15 protein-coding genes and 1 tRNA gene are annotated in these 16,871 nt (G+C 42.7%); 6 read left to right on the forward strand and 10 right to left on the reverse strand.

Annotation, left to right across the window (positions count from 1 at the left end; translation table 11 throughout):
• Window positions 1-203 precede the first annotated feature (203 nt).
• Genes LFUMFP_RS08555 through pcrA form a run of 3 tightly spaced genes read right to left on the reverse strand, consistent with a single transcriptional unit; the run spans window position 204 to window position 5,699 of the window.
• Window positions 204-1,334 (reverse strand): CamS family sex pheromone protein, encoded by a 1,131-nt coding sequence (locus LFUMFP_RS08555; protein ID WP_106483468.1) that lies wholly within the window; start codon window positions 1,332-1,334, stop codon window positions 204-206.
• Window positions 1,335-1,390: 56 nt separating this feature from the next.
• The gene (ligA, locus tag LFUMFP_RS08560; RefSeq protein ID WP_106483469.1) at window positions 1,391-3,421 is read right to left on the reverse strand and encodes an NAD-dependent DNA ligase LigA; all 2,031 of its coding nucleotides are present in this window, start codon (window positions 3,419-3,421) and stop codon (window positions 1,391-1,393) included.
• Window positions 3,422-3,437: 16 nt separating this feature from the next.
• Complete coding sequence (gene pcrA, locus LFUMFP_RS08565) at window positions 3,438-5,699, reverse strand: DNA helicase PcrA (RefSeq protein ID WP_199190581.1); 2,262 nt, start codon at window positions 5,697-5,699, stop codon at window positions 3,438-3,440.
• Between the two features lie 163 nt (window positions 5,700-5,862).
• Between pcrA and LFUMFP_RS08570 the strand changes: the two genes are divergently transcribed.
• On the forward strand, window positions 5,863-6,687 hold the full coding sequence (locus LFUMFP_RS08570) for an HAD family hydrolase (protein WP_106483471.1): 825 nt from the start codon (window positions 5,863-5,865) through the stop codon (window positions 6,685-6,687).
• A gap of 4 nt (window positions 6,688-6,691) precedes the next feature.
• Window positions 6,692-7,633 carry a LacI family DNA-binding transcriptional regulator gene (locus tag LFUMFP_RS08575; RefSeq protein WP_025083245.1) on the forward strand — a complete coding sequence of 314 codons (942 nt, stop codon included), beginning with the start codon at window positions 6,692-6,694 and terminating at the stop codon, window positions 7,631-7,633.
• Between the two features lie 786 nt (window positions 7,634-8,419).
• Here the strand turns inward: LFUMFP_RS08575 and purB are convergent.
• From purB to LFUMFP_RS08595, 4 genes are all read right to left on the reverse strand, one after another.
• A complete protein-coding gene (gene purB / locus LFUMFP_RS08580; RefSeq protein ID WP_106483472.1) occupies window positions 8,420-9,712 on the reverse strand; it encodes an adenylosuccinate lyase in 1,293 nt (430 codons plus the stop codon).
• Between the two features lie 23 nt (window positions 9,713-9,735).
• Window positions 9,736-10,854 (reverse strand): ATP-grasp domain-containing protein, encoded by a 1,119-nt coding sequence (locus LFUMFP_RS08585; RefSeq protein WP_025083247.1) that lies wholly within the window; start codon window positions 10,852-10,854, stop codon window positions 9,736-9,738.
• Window positions 10,855-10,998: 144 nt separating this feature from the next.
• Window positions 10,999-11,580, reverse strand: coding sequence for a xanthine phosphoribosyltransferase (locus tag LFUMFP_RS08590; RefSeq protein ID WP_106483473.1), 582 nt, complete (start codon window positions 11,578-11,580; stop codon window positions 10,999-11,001).
• Between the two features lie 129 nt (window positions 11,581-11,709).
• Window positions 11,710-12,297 (reverse strand): glycoside hydrolase family 73 protein, encoded by a 588-nt coding sequence (locus LFUMFP_RS08595; protein WP_408609872.1) that lies wholly within the window; start codon window positions 12,295-12,297, stop codon window positions 11,710-11,712.
• 241 nt (window positions 12,298-12,538) lie between these two features.
• Between LFUMFP_RS08595 and LFUMFP_RS08600 the strand changes: the two genes are divergently transcribed.
• Window positions 12,539-13,528, forward strand: coding sequence for a Gfo/Idh/MocA family protein (locus tag LFUMFP_RS08600; protein ID WP_408609873.1), 990 nt, complete (start codon window positions 12,539-12,541; stop codon window positions 13,526-13,528).
• Window positions 13,529-13,653: 125 nt separating this feature from the next.
• Here LFUMFP_RS08600 and LFUMFP_RS08605 read toward each other — a convergent pair whose 3' ends face one another.
• Both LFUMFP_RS08605 and LFUMFP_RS08610 read right to left on the reverse strand, forming a co-directional pair.
• On the reverse strand, window positions 13,654-14,112 hold the full coding sequence (locus LFUMFP_RS08605) for a GNAT family N-acetyltransferase (protein WP_158697737.1): 459 nt from the start codon (window positions 14,110-14,112) through the stop codon (window positions 13,654-13,656).
• Between the two features lie 67 nt (window positions 14,113-14,179).
• Window positions 14,180-14,380, reverse strand: coding sequence for a cold-shock protein (locus LFUMFP_RS08610; protein ID WP_025083252.1), 201 nt, complete (start codon window positions 14,378-14,380; stop codon window positions 14,180-14,182).
• Window positions 14,381-14,694: 314 nt separating this feature from the next.
• Here LFUMFP_RS08610 and LFUMFP_RS08615 point away from each other — a divergent pair, with 314 nt between their 5' ends.
• Window positions 14,695-15,333 carry a hypothetical protein gene (locus LFUMFP_RS08615; RefSeq protein ID WP_106483477.1) on the forward strand — a complete coding sequence of 213 codons (639 nt, stop codon included), beginning with the start codon at window positions 14,695-14,697 and terminating at the stop codon, window positions 15,331-15,333.
• 38 nt (window positions 15,334-15,371) lie between these two features.
• Here LFUMFP_RS08615 and LFUMFP_RS08620 read toward each other — a convergent pair whose 3' ends face one another.
• Window positions 15,372-15,848 carry a GNAT family N-acetyltransferase gene (locus LFUMFP_RS08620; protein WP_106483478.1) on the reverse strand — a complete coding sequence of 159 codons (477 nt, stop codon included), beginning with the start codon at window positions 15,846-15,848 and terminating at the stop codon, window positions 15,372-15,374.
• A gap of 92 nt (window positions 15,849-15,940) precedes the next feature.
• On the opposite strand from LFUMFP_RS08620, the gene LFUMFP_RS08625 reads away from it, so the two are divergent.
• A tRNA-Leu gene (locus LFUMFP_RS08625) sits at window positions 15,941-16,025 on the forward strand.
• A gap of 122 nt (window positions 16,026-16,147) precedes the next feature.
• On the forward strand, window positions 16,148-16,744 hold the full coding sequence (locus LFUMFP_RS08630; RefSeq protein WP_106483479.1) for an ECF transporter S component: 597 nt from the start codon (window positions 16,148-16,150) through the stop codon (window positions 16,742-16,744).
• The last annotated feature ends 127 nt before the right edge of the window (window positions 16,745-16,871 follow it).

The raw sequence follows: 16,871 nt of genomic DNA on the forward strand, positions 1-16,871 counted from the left end.
ATTATTCGTTCTCAAGTTCCAAAACAAAAAAAGAAGTAATTGTCATAGATGACAATTACTTCCACATTGAAACCACCAACAACAGTTGACAGAGAACCTTTTAAATTCATAATATTCAAATCAAAAAAGCTGATTATCCTGATGGTTCGGGATAATCAGCTTTTTCAACTTGATAGGCAATTGATAACGTGCTTCTCAGCTTGTTAATAGCTTCCAAAGACGTGGGTCGTGAAGCTATTGCTCCCCGAGGCCCGACCGACGTAGGATTGAATCCCTTCAACCGAACTAATCGAAATATCCAACGGAATATTGCGCGGTAAATACTTATCCGCAGCGGTTGCAATGTACTGTGTAAAACTCATAATTTCGGTTTCACTGTAGAATTGCGTATTAATTGTCACGTTCAAACCGGATAAGACGCCTTCTTCATAATGCGCTTGCGCCGTCACCCCACTTAAGTTCGGGAAGAACGTTTGAATTTGTTCTTTAAAACTGGTGAACGCATCGGCATCACTTTGATTGACCGCTTTTTCATCACCGGTAATTGGGAAAACTTGATTTTCTTGATTCATTGAATGCCAAGAATCAATGGTCGTGCTGCCATTTTTACTGACCCCGTACGCGAAATAGGTCCCACCGACTAAACTATCCTTAGTCGCTTGTTTGTAAAGTCCAATCACAATCGTGGCCTGACTCATCCCTTTTTTCTGACGCATCCGGGCCAACACTTTATTGGCCATCTGTTTACCCTGTTGTTCCATCATCGCCGTTGAAATCTTGGTTTGATAGGTCGCACCATATTGTTCTTTGGTATAATAATCAACTTGGTTCATCCCAAGCCCAATACTCATCCCAGAAAGCGTGCCATCTTGGCTCAAATAATCTTGTTCTAAGATTTGTTGGAGATACAATGGATTCCGTTTAGTCGGTTCAGTCTGCCCGTTATCTTCAGGATTCAATCCGACCGTATTGGTTTTTGATTTACGCGCTAACCATTTTTGAGCTTCCGTCGTCTTTAAACTTTGGCCCTCTTGAAAAATATATTTGGACGTTGGAAATTGTTCTTTGGATAAGGTTAATAAACCATTTTCAAGACTCTTAACATCAAACGACGTGTTGCTTTGTTCTGATGTTAACCCTCGTGTTTGGCTTGTTTTATATTGGCCATTCGTGATGACACCTTCGTACATGCTGTCAGTCACCTTACCGGTTGTTTGTAACTTTTTAGTGGATTTACTAGATGTGTCTGATGACGAACTGCTTTGAATGCTCGTACAACCCGCTAATAATAGCAATGCTGCCGTTGCAACGACCCATAATTTATATTTTGCCACTGAAAATGGTGCCTCCTTAGTCCTAATTGCTTCTTATTATACCCAATTTAGATCGATTAAGCCAAATAACCTGCTAATTCAGCTTCTGTGATGATTGGAATCGATAACGCTTCAGCCTTCGCCAATTTGCTACCCGCGTCAGCCCCAACAATCAGAAAATCAGTTTTCTTGGAAACCGAACCGGTCACTTTGGCCCCGTTAGCTTCCAATTGTTGTTTCAAATCATCGCGCGTATACTGCGTCAATTTACCCGTTAGTACAACGGTCCGACCGTTAAAGAAGCTATCACTATCGCTAGCCTGCTCTTGGGTTACGCCGGTGTAAGTTAAATTAACGCCAACCGCTACGAGTTCCTGCATCAACGTCTGCACTTGGCTATCAGCTAAGTAAGTCACTAAACTGTCAGCAATAATCAAGCCAATCGTATCAACTTCGATCATCTCGTCAGCCGTCGCAGTCATTAGCGCGTCCATCGTTTTGAAATGTTCCGCTAATAAGCGTGCAGCCTTGGCACCGACGTGTCGGACCCCTAACCCAAATAATAACCTTTCTAACGAGTTCTGACGACTAGCATCAATCGCTTTTAATAAATTATTAATAGATTTTTCTTTAAAATTATCAAGTTGCGCTAAATCAGTCGCCGTTAATCGGTACAAATCCGCGACATCTTTCACTAATTGCTGTTCCCACAACTGTTCGATAATCCGGGGGCCTAACCCGTCGATGTTCATCGCATTGCGCGATGCAAAATGGGTTAACTGTTCCTGAACTTGCGCTGGACACATCGGATTAATACACCGTAAGGCCACTTCTTCATCCAGATGGACTAATTCATGCTGACAAGACGGACAATGCGTTGGCGCTTGATAAGGTTCACTATTTGCGGGTCGTTTTGCCAAGACGACTTGCGAAATTTCCGGAATAATATCGCCGGCTTTATGCAACAAGACCGTATCGAACAAACGAACATCTTTGGCGGCAATTAAATCCGCATTATGCAAGGAAGCTCGCGCAACCGTAGTGCCCGCTAATTGAACGGGATCCATAACAGCGGTCGGGGTCACAACCCCGGTCCGTCCAATCGTCCATTCGATTTCGCGGACGACCGTTGCCGCTTCTTCTGGCGGAAATTTATAAGCAATTTCCCAGCGTGGAATTTTAACCGTATTGCCTAATTGGCGTTGCAGTGCCAAATCGTTAACCTTTAAGACAATCCCGTCAATTCCGTAGGCTAAGTCATCCCGCGTCGTTTGGTACCGGTCAATGAACGCTTGAACCTCGGTCATATCCTGACAAACGGTCGCGGTCGGATTAACGTTAAAGCCGAGTTCAGCTAAGACCGTCAAGGCCTGTGCTTGGGTCGTCGCCTGAACGTCATCAAACGTCACAATTGTGTACATAAACGCACTTAGATTTCGGGATTCTGCCACTTTGGCATCTAGCTGGCGTAAACTGCCGGCCGCCGCGTTCCGTGGATTGGCAAACGGTGCTAGGCCGTCAGCTTCTCGTTGTTGATTCAAATCCGCAAAAGAAGCCTTAGGCATAAAACATTCGCCGCGCACTTCAATTGAAACCGGTTTGGTTAACGTCATCGGAATCGCTTTAATCGTTTTTAAATTCTGCGTAATATCTTCGCCAATCGTTCCGTTGCCTCGCGTAGCCCCGCGTACAAATTGACCTTGGTCATAAATCAAATCAATTGCCAGGCCATCAATCTTGAGCTCCACGTTGTATTCAATCGCTTGTGCCGTATTTCTTCGTAACCGATCATCAAATGCTGCGAGTTCTTCGGGTGAAAAAACATCACCCATCGACAACATCGGCACCGTATGGGTAACTTTCTTAAACCCCGGTAACACATCACCACCGACTTTTTGGGTCGGTGAATCATTGGTGACGATTGCGGGAAAGACCGCCTCCAATTGTTCTAAATCTTGGTAGGCTTCATCGTAGACGTGATCTTCAACCACTGGTGCGTCTTTTGTATAGTAAGCGTCACTATAAGTGGCCAGCGATTGCCGTAATGCTTGCGCAGCGATTGCCGCTTCTTCTTGTGTATATTGATCAATTGATTTGGCTAATCCCATCTCGGTCCTCCTACCGTTAATCGGTGACTTTTTCAATTGGCGCAAAGCTAGCAAGTAGTCGTTTAACGCCTTGTTCTTTAAACGCAATATCGAGTTCTTGGTCATTGCCTGAGCCGTTGACTTTCACAACGGTGCCAATGCCCCATTTTTTATGTTGCACTTTTTGACCCGCTTGCCAGCTACCACTATTATCGCCACCAGTTGTATCGGCAATCTTATGACTCGTCGTGGCTTGGCCTTGACCATAAGTGGTCGCCGTTGCCCGGGCATAACTATTCTGACGACCAAACGGTACTTTACGTTCGGGAATACTACCAGCGTTTCCGTTGGCGTAATCCAATAATTTATCATCAATTTCGCCGATAAAACGCGACGCTTGGTTACTTTGTTGACGTCCATATAACATTCGTGAATAAGCATTGGTTAGATATAACTTACTTTCGGCCCGCGTAATGCCGACATAGGCCAATCGTCGCTCTTCTTCGAGTTCGTCTTCTTCCATTAACGCTCGTGATAATGGGAAAATGCCTTCTTCAAGCCCCATCAAAAAGACAACCGGAAATTCAAGTCCCTTAGCCGCATGTAATGTCATCATCGTGACTTCACTGGCTTCTTCTTCAACGGAATCTAAATCCGACACCAATGATAATTCGGCCAAGAAATCCACAAATAAATCACTATCATCTTCTTCGGGTTCGTAATGTGCGTCAAACTGGGTCGTCACTGATAATAATTCTTCAATATTTTCAAGACGACTTTGTGATTCGAGCGTATTTTCGATTTCTAACGCTTTTTTATAACCTGTTTTAGCCAATAATTCTTCAGTTAACTGAGTAACGTTTAAGAATTCGCGCATCTTAGTTAAATCACCAATCACGTTGCCAAAATCAATTAAGGTCTTGCGACTCTTAGCCGGAATGGTTGATAATTCAGCATTTTGGGCCGCTTCTAAAAGTGACCATTGATGATCTTCTGCAAATTGATTGAGTTTTTCTAACGTTCCGGGGCCAATCCCACGTTTAGGACTGTTGACCACCCGTTCAAAACTCATCGAATCGGATGCATTAACGACTAATCGTAAATAAGCCAAAATATCTTTAATTTCTTTACGATCGTAGAATTTATGCCCACCGACCATTTTATACGGCATGTTAGCTTTGACGAAGGATTCTTCAATCACCCGTGATTGAGCGTTGGTTCGGTATAACACGGCAAAATCACCAAAGTGGCGATGATTGGTCGTTATTTCTTCTTGAATCTTGGTGATGACAAATAGGGATTCATCCCGTTCACTTTGACCACGGTAATACGTGATCAACTCGCCATCTTGATTATCCGTCCACAATTCTTTAGGCTTACGGTATTGATTATGATTAATCACCCCGTTAGCAGCTTCCAAAATGGTTTTCGTTGAACGGTAATTTTGTTCCAACATCACTGATTTAGCGGCTGGATAATCATGTTCGAAATTCATGATATTATCCATATTAGCGCCCCGCCAACCGTAGATACTTTGATCGGCATCCCCAACGACACACAGATTTTGATACTTTTCAGCCAACATATTAACTAACGTATATTGGGCTTCATTGGTATCTTGGTATTCATCAACGTGAATGTATTGAAATTTATCTTGATAATAAACTAAGGTTTCTTTATTTTCTTTAAATAACCGGATTGTTTGCATGATTAAATCATCAAAATCTAACGCTTGATTTTGATGGAGTCGTTTTTGATATTCGGCATAACATTGCGCCACAATTTTTTCAAAAGGACTGTTGGCTAACCCGACGTAATCGGCCGGCGTTTGTAATTCATTTTTAGCGTTACTAATCGTCCCTAAAATCGCTTTAGGTTCGAACTTCTTCGTATCGATGTTTAAATCTCGACAAACGTGTTTCATCAACGTTAATTGTTCGGACGGATCGGCAATCGTGAACGCGCGATTATAACCGATCTGTTCAATTTCACGTCGTAGAATCCGGACGCATAAAGCATGGAAGGTCGAGACCCAAACATCTTGACCATTATCGCCCAATAAAGCACAAACCCGTTCACGCATTTCACGCGCCGCTTTATTGGTAAACGTAATCGCTAGAATGCGCCAAGGTAAGACGTGTTTTTCTTCAATTAAATAAGCCACGCGGTGGGTTAAAACCCGCGTCTTGCCACTACCGGCACCGGCCATAATTAATAATGGGCCTTCCGTTGCTAAGACCGCTTCAGCTTGCTTATCGTTCATTCCTTTTAACAATTCTTGTTCAGACAAAATCTTCATCCTTCCGTAAATGCAATCAGCCTATAGTATACCAAATTAGCTAACTAGAAAAAAGCGAACAGCAATCACTAAAATAGAAATTGAATTCGCCAATTTTATCGCTTGACCTGGGACGCGTTTCATAAATTATACTCAGTTTATCAACAGAAAGGTGGATATCATGATGATTAAATATATTGTTTCCGATTTAGATGGCACACTCTTAGATCAAGCTGGGCAACTTTCCGAAAAAAATAGTTCGGCGTTAACAAAAACCGAATTGCCAGTAACTCTGGTCTCTGCCCGTGCACCGCAAACGATGATGCCGAGCATTCAACAATTAGCGTTAACTGGTCCACAGATTGCCTTTAATGGTGGCGTCATTTTCAAAGCGAGTGGTGATTTCCCACTGATTCTGGCTGAACATCCGCTAAAACGTCGCACTGCGCAACAATTAGTCGCCGCACTTCAAACTGAATTCCCAGAAATCAGTCTGAGCGGCTATGATTTACAGAATTGGTACGTTCAAGGCATCGATGACCAAGTGACCGCAGAAGCAACCTTAACCCATCAATCGCCACGTTTAATCAATCTGTCACAATTATTAACCAATCCAGTTTTGAAACTCTTCAAATTAGTCGTTGCGAGCGATGATCCCGAACGACTCGCGCAAATTAATACCTTTATTAACGATTTGGCGTTAACTGATATTGCCGTCCAACAATCACAAACGCAATCACTCGAAATAACCGCCGACTGTGCCACTAAAGAACAGGCGTTAGCGACCATTTTAGAGGCGGAACAATTAACAGCGGAACAAGTCGCTGCTTTTGGCGATGGCCCCAACGATCAAGCGATGTTACAGTCGGTTGCCCACCCAATTGCGATGCAAAATGCCGTCGAATCGGTCCAAGCAATCAGTCAATTCGTTACCAAATCGAATGTGCACGATGGCGTTAGTTATGGTATAAAGAAATATATCACCAAATTTAATCGAAAAGTAGGTTAAAACCATGCCAACCATTCGCGATATTGCGCGTCAAAGTGGCTATTCAGTTTCCACCGTTTCACGCGTTTTAAATCATCAGAAATACGTTTCAAAACCAGCACAACAAGCCGTTGAAAAAGTGATTAAAGCGCTTGATTACGTGCCCAACAGCTTAGCGCGGGATTTAAGTTTCGGGCAAAATAAAAATATCGGGGTCGTTTTACCCCACAACGACCATCCCTATTTTAATCAACTGTTAAACGGGATTATGGACGCCGCCTTTACGAGTGGTTACCACATCGTTTTACTCCCGTCCGAATATAATCAAACCGTTGAATTAGATTATCTAGAACAACTCAAACGCAAAAATTTCTCCGCACTCATTTTCACCTCCCACGGTCTGCCCTTATCAGTCTTGGCGCAATACGCCCAGTACGGTCAAATTGTCTGCTGTGAAGACACCGGCGACTATCATCTGTCAGCCGTTTATTCTAATCGCGAACCAGCCTACTTAGCCGCCTTTAAACACTTGGCGACATTAAAGGTCCGACAAATTGCAATTTTATTGAGTCGTAATTTAGAACAAAGTCCGACCAGTTCAGCGATTATGGCGGCTTATCAACAGGTTTTCCACCATAAACCGGCAGAAAAATTAGTGATTGGTGGGATGACTAGTTTTAACGATGGTTATCAAGCCGCTAAAACGTTGCATGCACGGCAATCCGACATCGATTGTTTCTTTACCAACGGTGATGACATTGCGACCGGCGTGCGTCAATATTATCTCGATCAAGGTTTAACCTCGCCGCTACTATTCGGTCAAGAAAACCAGCTCTCCAGTTTCTTACTGCAATTTCCAACCATTGACCACCATTTCTTCACCGTCGGTCAAAAAGCATTTGAAGTGGCTTTGAGTACTGAACACCAAAAATTTAGTTTCGAATCGGAACTGATTGTGCCTAAATGACATAACAAGCTGTGACAAAACTCGGTTGTCAATTGAGTATCAAGTTAAAAATGCGGCCTATCCAGAACTTAGGATAGACCGCATTTTAAATTTGAACGGAAATTGATGAGTTATGGCACGCGTCAAAGCCTAAACCGTTCGAATCAGCACTCTTAATCAAAACGTGCTTCTGAGTTGCAACATCTTCCGCTTAACCTAAAATTGCCAATTATCTTAAGTTCAAGATAACTGGTAATTTCTGTTAATGCTCAGCTGCTACCCTCAACTCACAGCACTCTTAATCTAAACGTGCTTCTGAACTAGCTTCTTCCGTCTAGCTACGATTAGCAAACTATGACCAAATTCCGGTCATAATTCACTAATCTAGGCTATACTCAGAAGCTGACCAGTTCAGTCAGCACTCTTAATCTAAAACGTGCTTCTACTTACAAGTTCCTGTGCTTAGCTACGTTTCGCAAACGAAGTCCACAACCGGGACTTCATTCACGGAACTAGGCTAATGCTCGGAACTAACCGTAAGTATCAGCACTCTTTTCTGAAACGCGTTTTTACTTACAGCTTCCTGTGCTTAGTTACGTTAGGTAAACAAAGTCTATAACCCAGACTTTATTCACCTAACTAGACTAATGCTCAGAAGCACCCGTAAGTAAAATCGCTCTTAATCTAAACGTGCTTCTCAAGTAACCTTTTCCGGTTAACTACAAAATAGGCATCATGAGTAAAAAACACTCATAATGCCTATTTTTAGGTTAATCCTCAAAGCCTAACCGACTTGAGTCAGCACTCTTAATCAAATACTCTTTCAAATATTTCTGCTATTCTTTGTAGGTGCCAGTGGTAATCGAAGGCGTCGTCTAAGTCAGTTGGTGTTAATTGGCTTGTGACTTTTGGATCGGCTTCTAATAATTGGCGGAAATCCTTTTGTTCGTCCCACGCTAATGCGGTTTTGGGTTGCACCAAATCGTAGGCCGATTCACGGCTTAAACCGGAATCAACCAGCTTCAATAAAACACGTTGGCTGTAAATTAAACCGTGCGTTAGGTTCATATCGGCTTGCATTTTTTCAGGAAAAACCGTTAACGTATCAATAATTTTCGTAAAACGTTGTAGGATATAATCCAATAAAATCGTCGTATCGGGTAGGATAATTCGTTCAGCTGAACTATGTGAAATATCCCGTTCGTGCCATAGAGAGACGTCTTCCATCCCGGTAATCATGTGTCCACGAATGACACGGGCTAAGCCACTGACGTTTTCAGAACCGATTGGATTCCGTTTATGAGGCATTGCTGAGGAGCCTTTTTGACCCTTCGCGAAAAATTCTTCGACTTCACGGACTTCGGTGCGTTGTAGATGGCGAATTTCGGTTGCAAAATGTTCAATCGAAGTCGCCACGACCGCCATTGCATTGATGTAGTCCGCATGTAAATCACGCGGTAAAACTTGGGTCGATACATCTTGCGCCCGAATGCCTAATTGATTAGTCACGTAAGCTTCAATCTCGGTTGGAATATTCGCAAAGGTGCCAACCGCGCCACTCATCTTACCAGCTTCAACACCTTGGGCCGCCCGTTCAAAGCGGTCTTGATTGCGTTTCATTTCAGCATACCAAGTCGCCATTTTTAAACCAAACGTCGTGGGTTCAGCGTGGACCCCGTGTGTCCGCCCAATCATGACCGTATTCTGGTATTCATAAGCTTTCTGTTTTAAGACGGCCATCAATTTTTCAATGTCCGCCCGAATTAAATCATTTGCTTGTTTCAAGATATACCCTTGGGCCGTATCGACCACGTCGGTTGAGGTCAAGCCATAGTGAACCCATTTTTTCTCAGCGCCAAGTGATTCAGAAACGGCGCGGGTGAAAGCCACCACGTCATGGTGGGTCATCTTTTCTAATCGATTAATTTCGTCGACGTCAAATTGTGCATTAGCACGAATCTTCGTCGCATCTTCGACTGGAATATCACCGAGTTGCGCCCAAGCTTCTACCGCTAAAATTTCAACTTCTAGCCAAGCTTGATAGCGATTTTCAGTGGTCCAAATCGCACCCATCTCTGGGCGAGTATAGCGTTCTAACATATTAATTCCTCCAAAAATTACACTTATGCGTGATATAAATCAGCGGCTTCTAATTTTTCCAACAAAGGATTGACGGCTGCCCCAATAGCGGTCAGGCTTCCAAATTGTTGGCGATCTTGTAGATGATACAAATTAAAATACCAATCTGGTTTAATTTTCATCTGCGTCTTCACTAGCGGCAAGCTCGCTTCTTGAATGTTCAACGTCACACCAGCGTTATTCAACCGCGCTTCACCAAGCGCTAATTGGCAAATCGCCTTTAAATGGTATTCATACTGTGAAAAATTCAACGTGCGTTCCAAAACGTTGCCCGAAATATGCGGCGTTGGTACCAGCCGCTTAACGTAAATATTCATATCTGGTGTTAAGAAAAATTCAATCCCAAAGACCCCAACGTAATCCAATTTCTGACCGATTAGATTCGCCAACCGATTGATTTCAGCCGCAACGGTCTGATCAATCCGTGCCGGCACGATTGATAATCGTAATTGATGATCTTGGTAATCATTTTCAACAATCGGCAAGACAGTCAAATCACCTTGCACGTCTTTAGCAACCATCACGGATAATTCTTGCGCATCAGGAATCCAAGATTCTAATAGATAGGAACCTAGTTGTAAGAAATCTGTCAATTGGTCTAAATCTGCCGGTTCTTTAATAAAGCGTTGATATTGTTTACCAAAGCCCTTTTGGATCGGTTTTAAAATACAAGGATAACCAATTGAATCGATGCCTTGTTGAATATCTTCGACATCCACCACCGTGGTTGATGGTGGAATGTTAATGTTTAAATCATCTAAGAAAACCCGTTCCAAATAACGGTCCTGAGTGACGGACAGCACACTGCTGCCTTGCGGTAAATAATAGTTCTGTGCAAGCTGCTCCAGCAATGTTTCATCTAATAATTCGTCTGTATAAGTTAAGACTTGGCAAATATCACCTAATCGCGCTAAGTCTGCATACTGGTTTGGATCACCCTCAACTTGCGCATCTAAAATGCTAGCAAGCGGTGTGTCTTGAATCTGCGCGTTGACGATCATCGCCACTTTATAACCCATTTTTTTAGCCGCGAGTGCTAGTAAAAAAGCTCGTTGGTCATTTCCGATAATTCCGATCATCTGTCCTGGATAAATAACTGGCATCTGTTTCCCTGCTTTCTTATCCGACTAATCATGGATAACTAATTACTCTTTATTATAACCAACTTAACCCCTATCTGCACAATACTTTGCCATTGTTAAGCTTTTTTTAGCAAAAAAAAGAAGCCTTTCAGCTTCTTCTCTCGTTTATTGATGATCTTCAACAAAAACGACTTCGCCATTTTCAAAAGCAGCAATCCGTGCTAATGACTCCACGTGGATTCCGCGAGCGTCTAATAATTCGCGCCCTTTTTGGAATGTCTTTTCAATCACAATCCCAACGCCTTCAAGTTGTGCATTGGCTTGCTCAATGATTTCTAGTAAACCTTCAACCGCTTGTCCATTGGCTAAGAAATCGTCAATCACTAGCACACGGTCGTTTTCATCAATAAATTTCTTAGAAATCGAAATGTGATTATTGACTTTCTTAGTGTATGAATAAACGGTTGCGCTGTACATATTATCTTGTAACGTTAAACTCTTGTGCTTTCTAGCAAAAACAACGGGAACGTGAAATGCAAGACCAGTAAGAACTGCAGGGGCAATCCCAGATGATTCAACGGTTAAAATCTTAGTGATGTGAGCATCTTTGAATAATCGATAGAATTCTTCACCCATCGCTGCCATCAAATCAGGGTCAACTTGATGATTCAAAAAATTATCAACCTTTAAAACATCTTCGCCTAATACTTGACCATCTTTTTTAATTCGTTCCTCTAATAATTGCACACAAAGCACTCCCTTAGTCTTATTTTCATGCTATTTTCTGAAATAGAATTAAAAATAGGTTACCATAAAAAAAAGCACGCAACAAGCTAAATTATGCGATTTAGCCGATTGTCATGCACTTTTTAATGATTATTGATCATATTGATTTAATTGATAGGTTTTAACAATTTCAATCAACTTTGCCGGATAGTCCGGATCCGTCGCGTAACCGTCCTGCTTTAACGCGTTAGCGGCTTGCTGATAATCCGTCGCCGCAATCACGTGTTGGTACTGATTCGGATTCCACGTCGTCCCTTTGGCGAACAGCAACACGTGGTCCAACATCGATGCCTGATAATCGTCGTAGACTCTAAACCGCGCGGTCGTCGTAATCCATTGACCGTTTAAATACTCTTTAGTCGTCATCTCTTTGGTGTTGGCCGGGTCATCCCCCTTAATTCCAAAGTAATTATGATAATCGGCCGCTAACGTACTTTTACCCCAATCACTTTCCAAAATGGCCTGGGCTAGCGTGATACTTGGTAACACGTGATAGTCGGTTTGTAATTTCTGCGCGTAAGGCACCATTTTCTTAATAAACTGCTGTTTTTGATTGGCTTTAGAGAGTTGTTCTTGCTTCGCTTCTTTTTCTAAGCGGGCTTGCATCTGCTCACCGTGGTATTGAACCAATAAAACGAGTCCGACACCAATTGTAAAAAGGGCCACCAAAACAACCACTAACCAATCTGTTGGTTGTCGTTTTTTGGATTGATAGGATTTACTGGTTCGGCGCTTTTTCTTCGGTGTTTTTCTTTTTTTAGTTGCCAATAATCTGCCTCATTTGAATTCAATCTATTCACCCATTGTACACAAAAAATAACAGCTAACCAACGATTTGCATAAACAACATTAATTCCTATTCAATCACATTCTTGCTATAATATGGCATGTATTCGATTTCAATATAAAGGACTGATTAATTTTGACAACACTCAACTGGGGTATTATGGGCCTGGGCAACATCGCCGGCAGTTTCGCCACCTATTTCGATCAACCTGATGGTCAAGTTTACGGGGCCGCTTCACGGTCACTCGAGAAAGCGACCGCATTTACCACTAAATACGGTATTCCGCACGCTTATGGTAGTTATGCCGAAATGTTAGCCGATCCCGCCATCGATATCATCTACATCGCGACACCGCATAATTTTCATTTTGAAGGGATTATGGCCAGTTTAAACGCCGGCAAACACGTCTTTAGTGAGAAGGCGATTACCATGAACCGCCACGAATTAGCAGCCGCTAAGGCGCTTGCCGCTGAAAAAAATTTGGTGTTGGCCGAAGCGATGACCATTTATCACATGCCACTTTTTGATGAAATTGAAGCCCAACAAAAAGCCCGTCAGTTAGGCGCTTTAAAATCAATACAAGTCGCCTTTGGTAGCTATAAAGAACTTGACCCAACGAACCGTTTCTTCAATCCAGCTCTCGCTGGCGGCGCCATGTTAGACATTGGGGTTTACGCTTTAGCCTTTGCTCGCCGGATGTTGACGGCCAAACCTGAATTAATCGCGACCCAATGGGTACCCGCTGAATCGGGCGTCGATCAACAATCGACCTTATTATTAAATAACGCACACGATGAAATGGTGACAGTTACTTTAAATTTACACGCTAAGATGCCAAAACAAGGCGTGCTCGTTTACGAAAATGGCTACGTCACAGTCAATGACTATCCCCGCCCTGATCAAGCAACGCTAACCTTACCAGATGGCCAGACAGAAACGATTCAAGCTGGTGATGCCACTAACGCCATGAATTACGAAGTCCACGACTTCCAAGAAACCGTTCGTGGTCATCAACCTAATCACACCCTTGAACTCACAAGTGATGTGATGGACATCATGACTGATGCCCGCGCACAATGGGGGTTTGTCTATCCGTTCGAAAAGCCCGAAGATTTGAAATAACACAGACCATATTAATAGGCGTTTGATTTCAAAAACGAAATCAAACGCCTATTTTTTATAGCATAACCCGACCATCGTTATCAGAGCGATGATTATTACTGTCTAGTCCGTTGACATACTAAGTTTCAGATTAGTGCCTTGGTCAAAACCAACATCTCTTGTAATTGAATCCCATTTTCAACGATTGGCGTTTGATATTGATCAAAGAACCGGGGCCGAATGTCACTAAAGCGGAAGCCCTGATGCATGTAAAATGCAATGGCTTCAAAGCTAGCATCCCCAGTGCCAACCACTAATTGCTGATAATCCTGATTACTGAGTTGTTCGGTTAGTAGTTCAATTGCTTGCCGACCATAACCGTGGCGCCGATATTCTGGTAAAATGCCCAGATTTTTAATTTCAATCCGGTTAGCCCCAGCCGGTACATAATGTAATGCGCCAACGGTTTGACCGTTATCTTGCAACAACCACAATTGCCCGTAGCTTAAATAACGTTGGACCATCGCTTCTTCCGCATCGCCAATCAATAAATAAGTCATCAATGCATGGCGCTTTTGGACCGCAATTTTTTGATAAGTTAACATGTTCATGCCTACTTTCTAATCCACAAAAAAAGCGACTGTTTCCAGCCGCTTTGGTTAATTTAATATATTAAAGTTTGTTAACGTTAACAGCTTGTGGGCCGCGATCGCTTTCTTCGATATCGAAAGAAACGCTTTGACCTTCTTCAAGCGTCTTGTAACCGTCGCCTTGGATAGCTGAGAAATGTACGAATACATCACTACCATCTTCGCGAGTTACAAAGCCATAACCTTTTTCTGCGTTAAACCATTTTACAGTTCCGTTTTCCATGAGAAAAATCCTCCTTGTGTCGTAATGACACGTATATATTTGTGTATTTCTGTCGGTACAATGGAAGAAAGTTCTTTTGAAAACTATCGAACCATAACCTTTCAAAAAGTACAAACATAGTGTAACACAGAAAAAAAACATTAACAAGCACTTCAATTGAAAAAAATAAAACGTTTTCTATTCAGTTTTATCAAACCATTTCAATTTAATGTCTCGCAATATTTCGGTTTTTAACTAATAGGAAATCATTTGGCATTTTCGCCTTTTTACGCTAAGATAGAAACATATCCTCAAACCATTGGAGTGCATTAATCATGTTAAAAAAATTAAAACGATTCCTGCCCGTTCTAGCGCTCGTCTTCCTCTTAGCGAGTTGCGATCAACCGCTCAACACCAAACAACAAGTCAAAGAAGATCTTAAATCACTCCAACAAATTTCGGCGACCCAACAAACGGCGCTAACGGCGCTTGAATCGGCCGGTCAGAGTGAATCGGTCACCTATCTTAAAATCCAAGAACAATATCCCGACAAAAACCTATTAGAAGTGCCGACGACCAAAATGGCCCAAGCAACGGCCAAACGAGCTGACGCTTATCAGACCTTGAAAGACCAACAAAAAGCGCTCAAACCAGTTGCACAACGTTTATTGAAAGTCGCCAAACAAGACAACGCTGATTTACCGACTGAAGCCATTAAAGATTTAAATCAAAGCATTAAGATTTCAACACTCGATTACACGACCCTTTCTAATTTTTATCAAGCGGCTGTTACTGCAGAAGCTGATTTCTATGCCGACCATCAAGATGCCGATGCAGACCCAACCGATTTAGAATCTCCGATTAATCGTTTGAATCAGTTTTATAGCTCAGTTTACCAACAAGCCGAAATCGCTAAAGTCAATATCAACACCGTGACGGCGCAACTCAAGAAAGTGCAAACGGGCCTAAAGTAAAGCAACGCATGAAAACCACCAAAACTAATTGGCGATTTTCATGCGTTTTTATCGCCCGCTAATCTTAGCGTACTATTTTGAGTGACAAAGCCCAACTTTTGGTAGAGTTTTGTCGCAGCTTGATTGTTCCCCAACGTTGTCAATTCCAGATAAGCAAGCTGTTGCACTTGCTGCCATGCCTGAGCCGCTTGAATCAACTGACTAGCCGTCCCATTCCGCCGTGTTTTGGGTTGCACAAAGATAGCGGTCAAATACGCAAAATAATGTGGCATAAACAACGGCGAATCCGTAGTGCGCGCCGTGGTCACGTGGCAGAACCCAGCTATTTGTTGATCACTTAGTCGTTGCACATACACCGCTTGATTGGGGTCGGTCAGCATTTTCTCCCATTCAAAAAAATCAGGACTGTAATTTGCTTGATAAGTGGTTGGTTGTAATTGATGCATTTCAGTCGTTAACTGTTGATACTGACGCGTTAATGCCGCAATATCGGTTAAAGTCGCTAATTCAATCATCTTGAATCCTCCTGGTTATTAAATAACAATTGACTTCAAAACAAAATTCTCTTATACTAATGTACGTGGCATTAAGTCATAATGCAAGTATCGCGGGTGTGGCGGAATGGCAGACGCGCAAGATTAAGGATCTTGTCGGGAGTTTTCCCGGTGGAAGTTCGAGTCTTCTCACCCGCATTTATTTTTAACCGGAACGAGGTCTTTAGGACCTCGTTTTTTTGTGCGCTTAAAGCGATTGATTGAATCTAAACCGGGAAATGGCTATAATATCATTAAATCAACATGAGAGGAATATCCCTATGACTCATAAAAATTCATCCGCCTATCGTATTAGTATTCTAGCGATTTTAACGGCGTTACTATTAGTTCAAAGTTTCGTGCCAATGGTTGGCTATATCAACATCATCCCCGGATTACCGGCAGTCACGACCGTCCACTTAACCGTCATTCTTGGTGCTGTCATTCTTGGCACACGTGGCGGTTCAACGCTGGGGTTAATCTGGGGAATTCTATCCCTCATCCAAGCTTACACCGCCCCAGGCGATCCGTTGTCCTTACTGATTTTTCAAAATCCGATTATCGCGATTTTACCCCGGGTCTTAGTCGGCACCGTTGCGGGATTTACTTTTGAACACTTACAACATTCTCGAATTACCAAACCCGGCGCAATGGCTTTGGCCGGTGTCTTAGGTGCCTTGGTGAATACGACGTTAGTTATTTTGCTAACGTGGGTTTTCTACAGCCATCAAGCATCTGGCATGTACCATACCGATCCTAGCCGTTTAATCATCGTGATGTTAGCGGCGGTTGCCGTTAATGCCGTCATGGAAGCTATCCTAGCAGCCATTGTGACCCCCTTAATTGGCACACCACTCATGCGGTTTAGACGTCAATAAATAATTAAATAGCAAGCTGTGACAGAACTCGGTTATCAATTGAGTATCAAGTTGAAAAGGCTGGTTATCCCGAACTAAGGATAACCAGCCTTTTCAACTTGAACGGAAATTGATGAGTTCTGGCGCG

Origin of the sequence: Latilactobacillus fuchuensis, assembly GCF_900258455.1 — a bacterium.
GTDB classification, from domain to species: Bacteria; Bacillota; Bacilli; order Lactobacillales; family Lactobacillaceae; genus Latilactobacillus; species Latilactobacillus fuchuensis.

Bases quoted from the DNA above. Each gene is read 5' to 3' on its own strand.
- ligA (WP_106483469.1), bottom strand. From the start codon at position 3,421: ATGGGATTAGCCAAATCAATTGATCAATATACACAAGAAGAAGCGGCA.
- pcrA (WP_199190581.1), bottom strand. From the start codon at position 5,699: ATGAAGATTTTGTCTGAACAAGAATTGTTAAAAGGAATGAACGATAAG.
- LFUMFP_RS08570 (WP_106483471.1), top strand. From the start codon at position 5,863: ATGATTAAATATATTGTTTCCGATTTAGATGGCACACTCTTAGATCAA.
- LFUMFP_RS08575 (WP_025083245.1), top strand. From the start codon at position 6,692: ATGCCAACCATTCGCGATATTGCGCGTCAAAGTGGCTATTCAGTTTCC.
- purB (WP_106483472.1), bottom strand. From the start codon at position 9,712: ATGTTAGAACGCTATACTCGCCCAGAGATGGGTGCGATTTGGACCACT.
- LFUMFP_RS08585 (WP_025083247.1), bottom strand. From the start codon at position 10,854: ATGCCAGTTATTTATCCAGGACAGATGATCGGAATTATCGGAAATGAC.
- LFUMFP_RS08605 (WP_158697737.1), bottom strand. From the start codon at position 14,112: ATGTTAACTTATCAAAAAATTGCGGTCCAAAAGCGCCATGCATTGATG.
- LFUMFP_RS08610 (WP_025083252.1), bottom strand. From the start codon at position 14,380: ATGGAAAACGGAACTGTAAAATGGTTTAACGCAGAAAAAGGTTATGGC.
- LFUMFP_RS08615 (WP_106483477.1), top strand. From the start codon at position 14,695: ATGTTAAAAAAATTAAAACGATTCCTGCCCGTTCTAGCGCTCGTCTTC.
- LFUMFP_RS08620 (WP_106483478.1), bottom strand. From the start codon at position 15,848: ATGATTGAATTAGCGACTTTAACCGATATTGCGGCATTAACGCGTCAG.
- LFUMFP_RS08630 (WP_106483479.1), top strand. From the start codon at position 16,148: ATGACTCATAAAAATTCATCCGCCTATCGTATTAGTATTCTAGCGATT.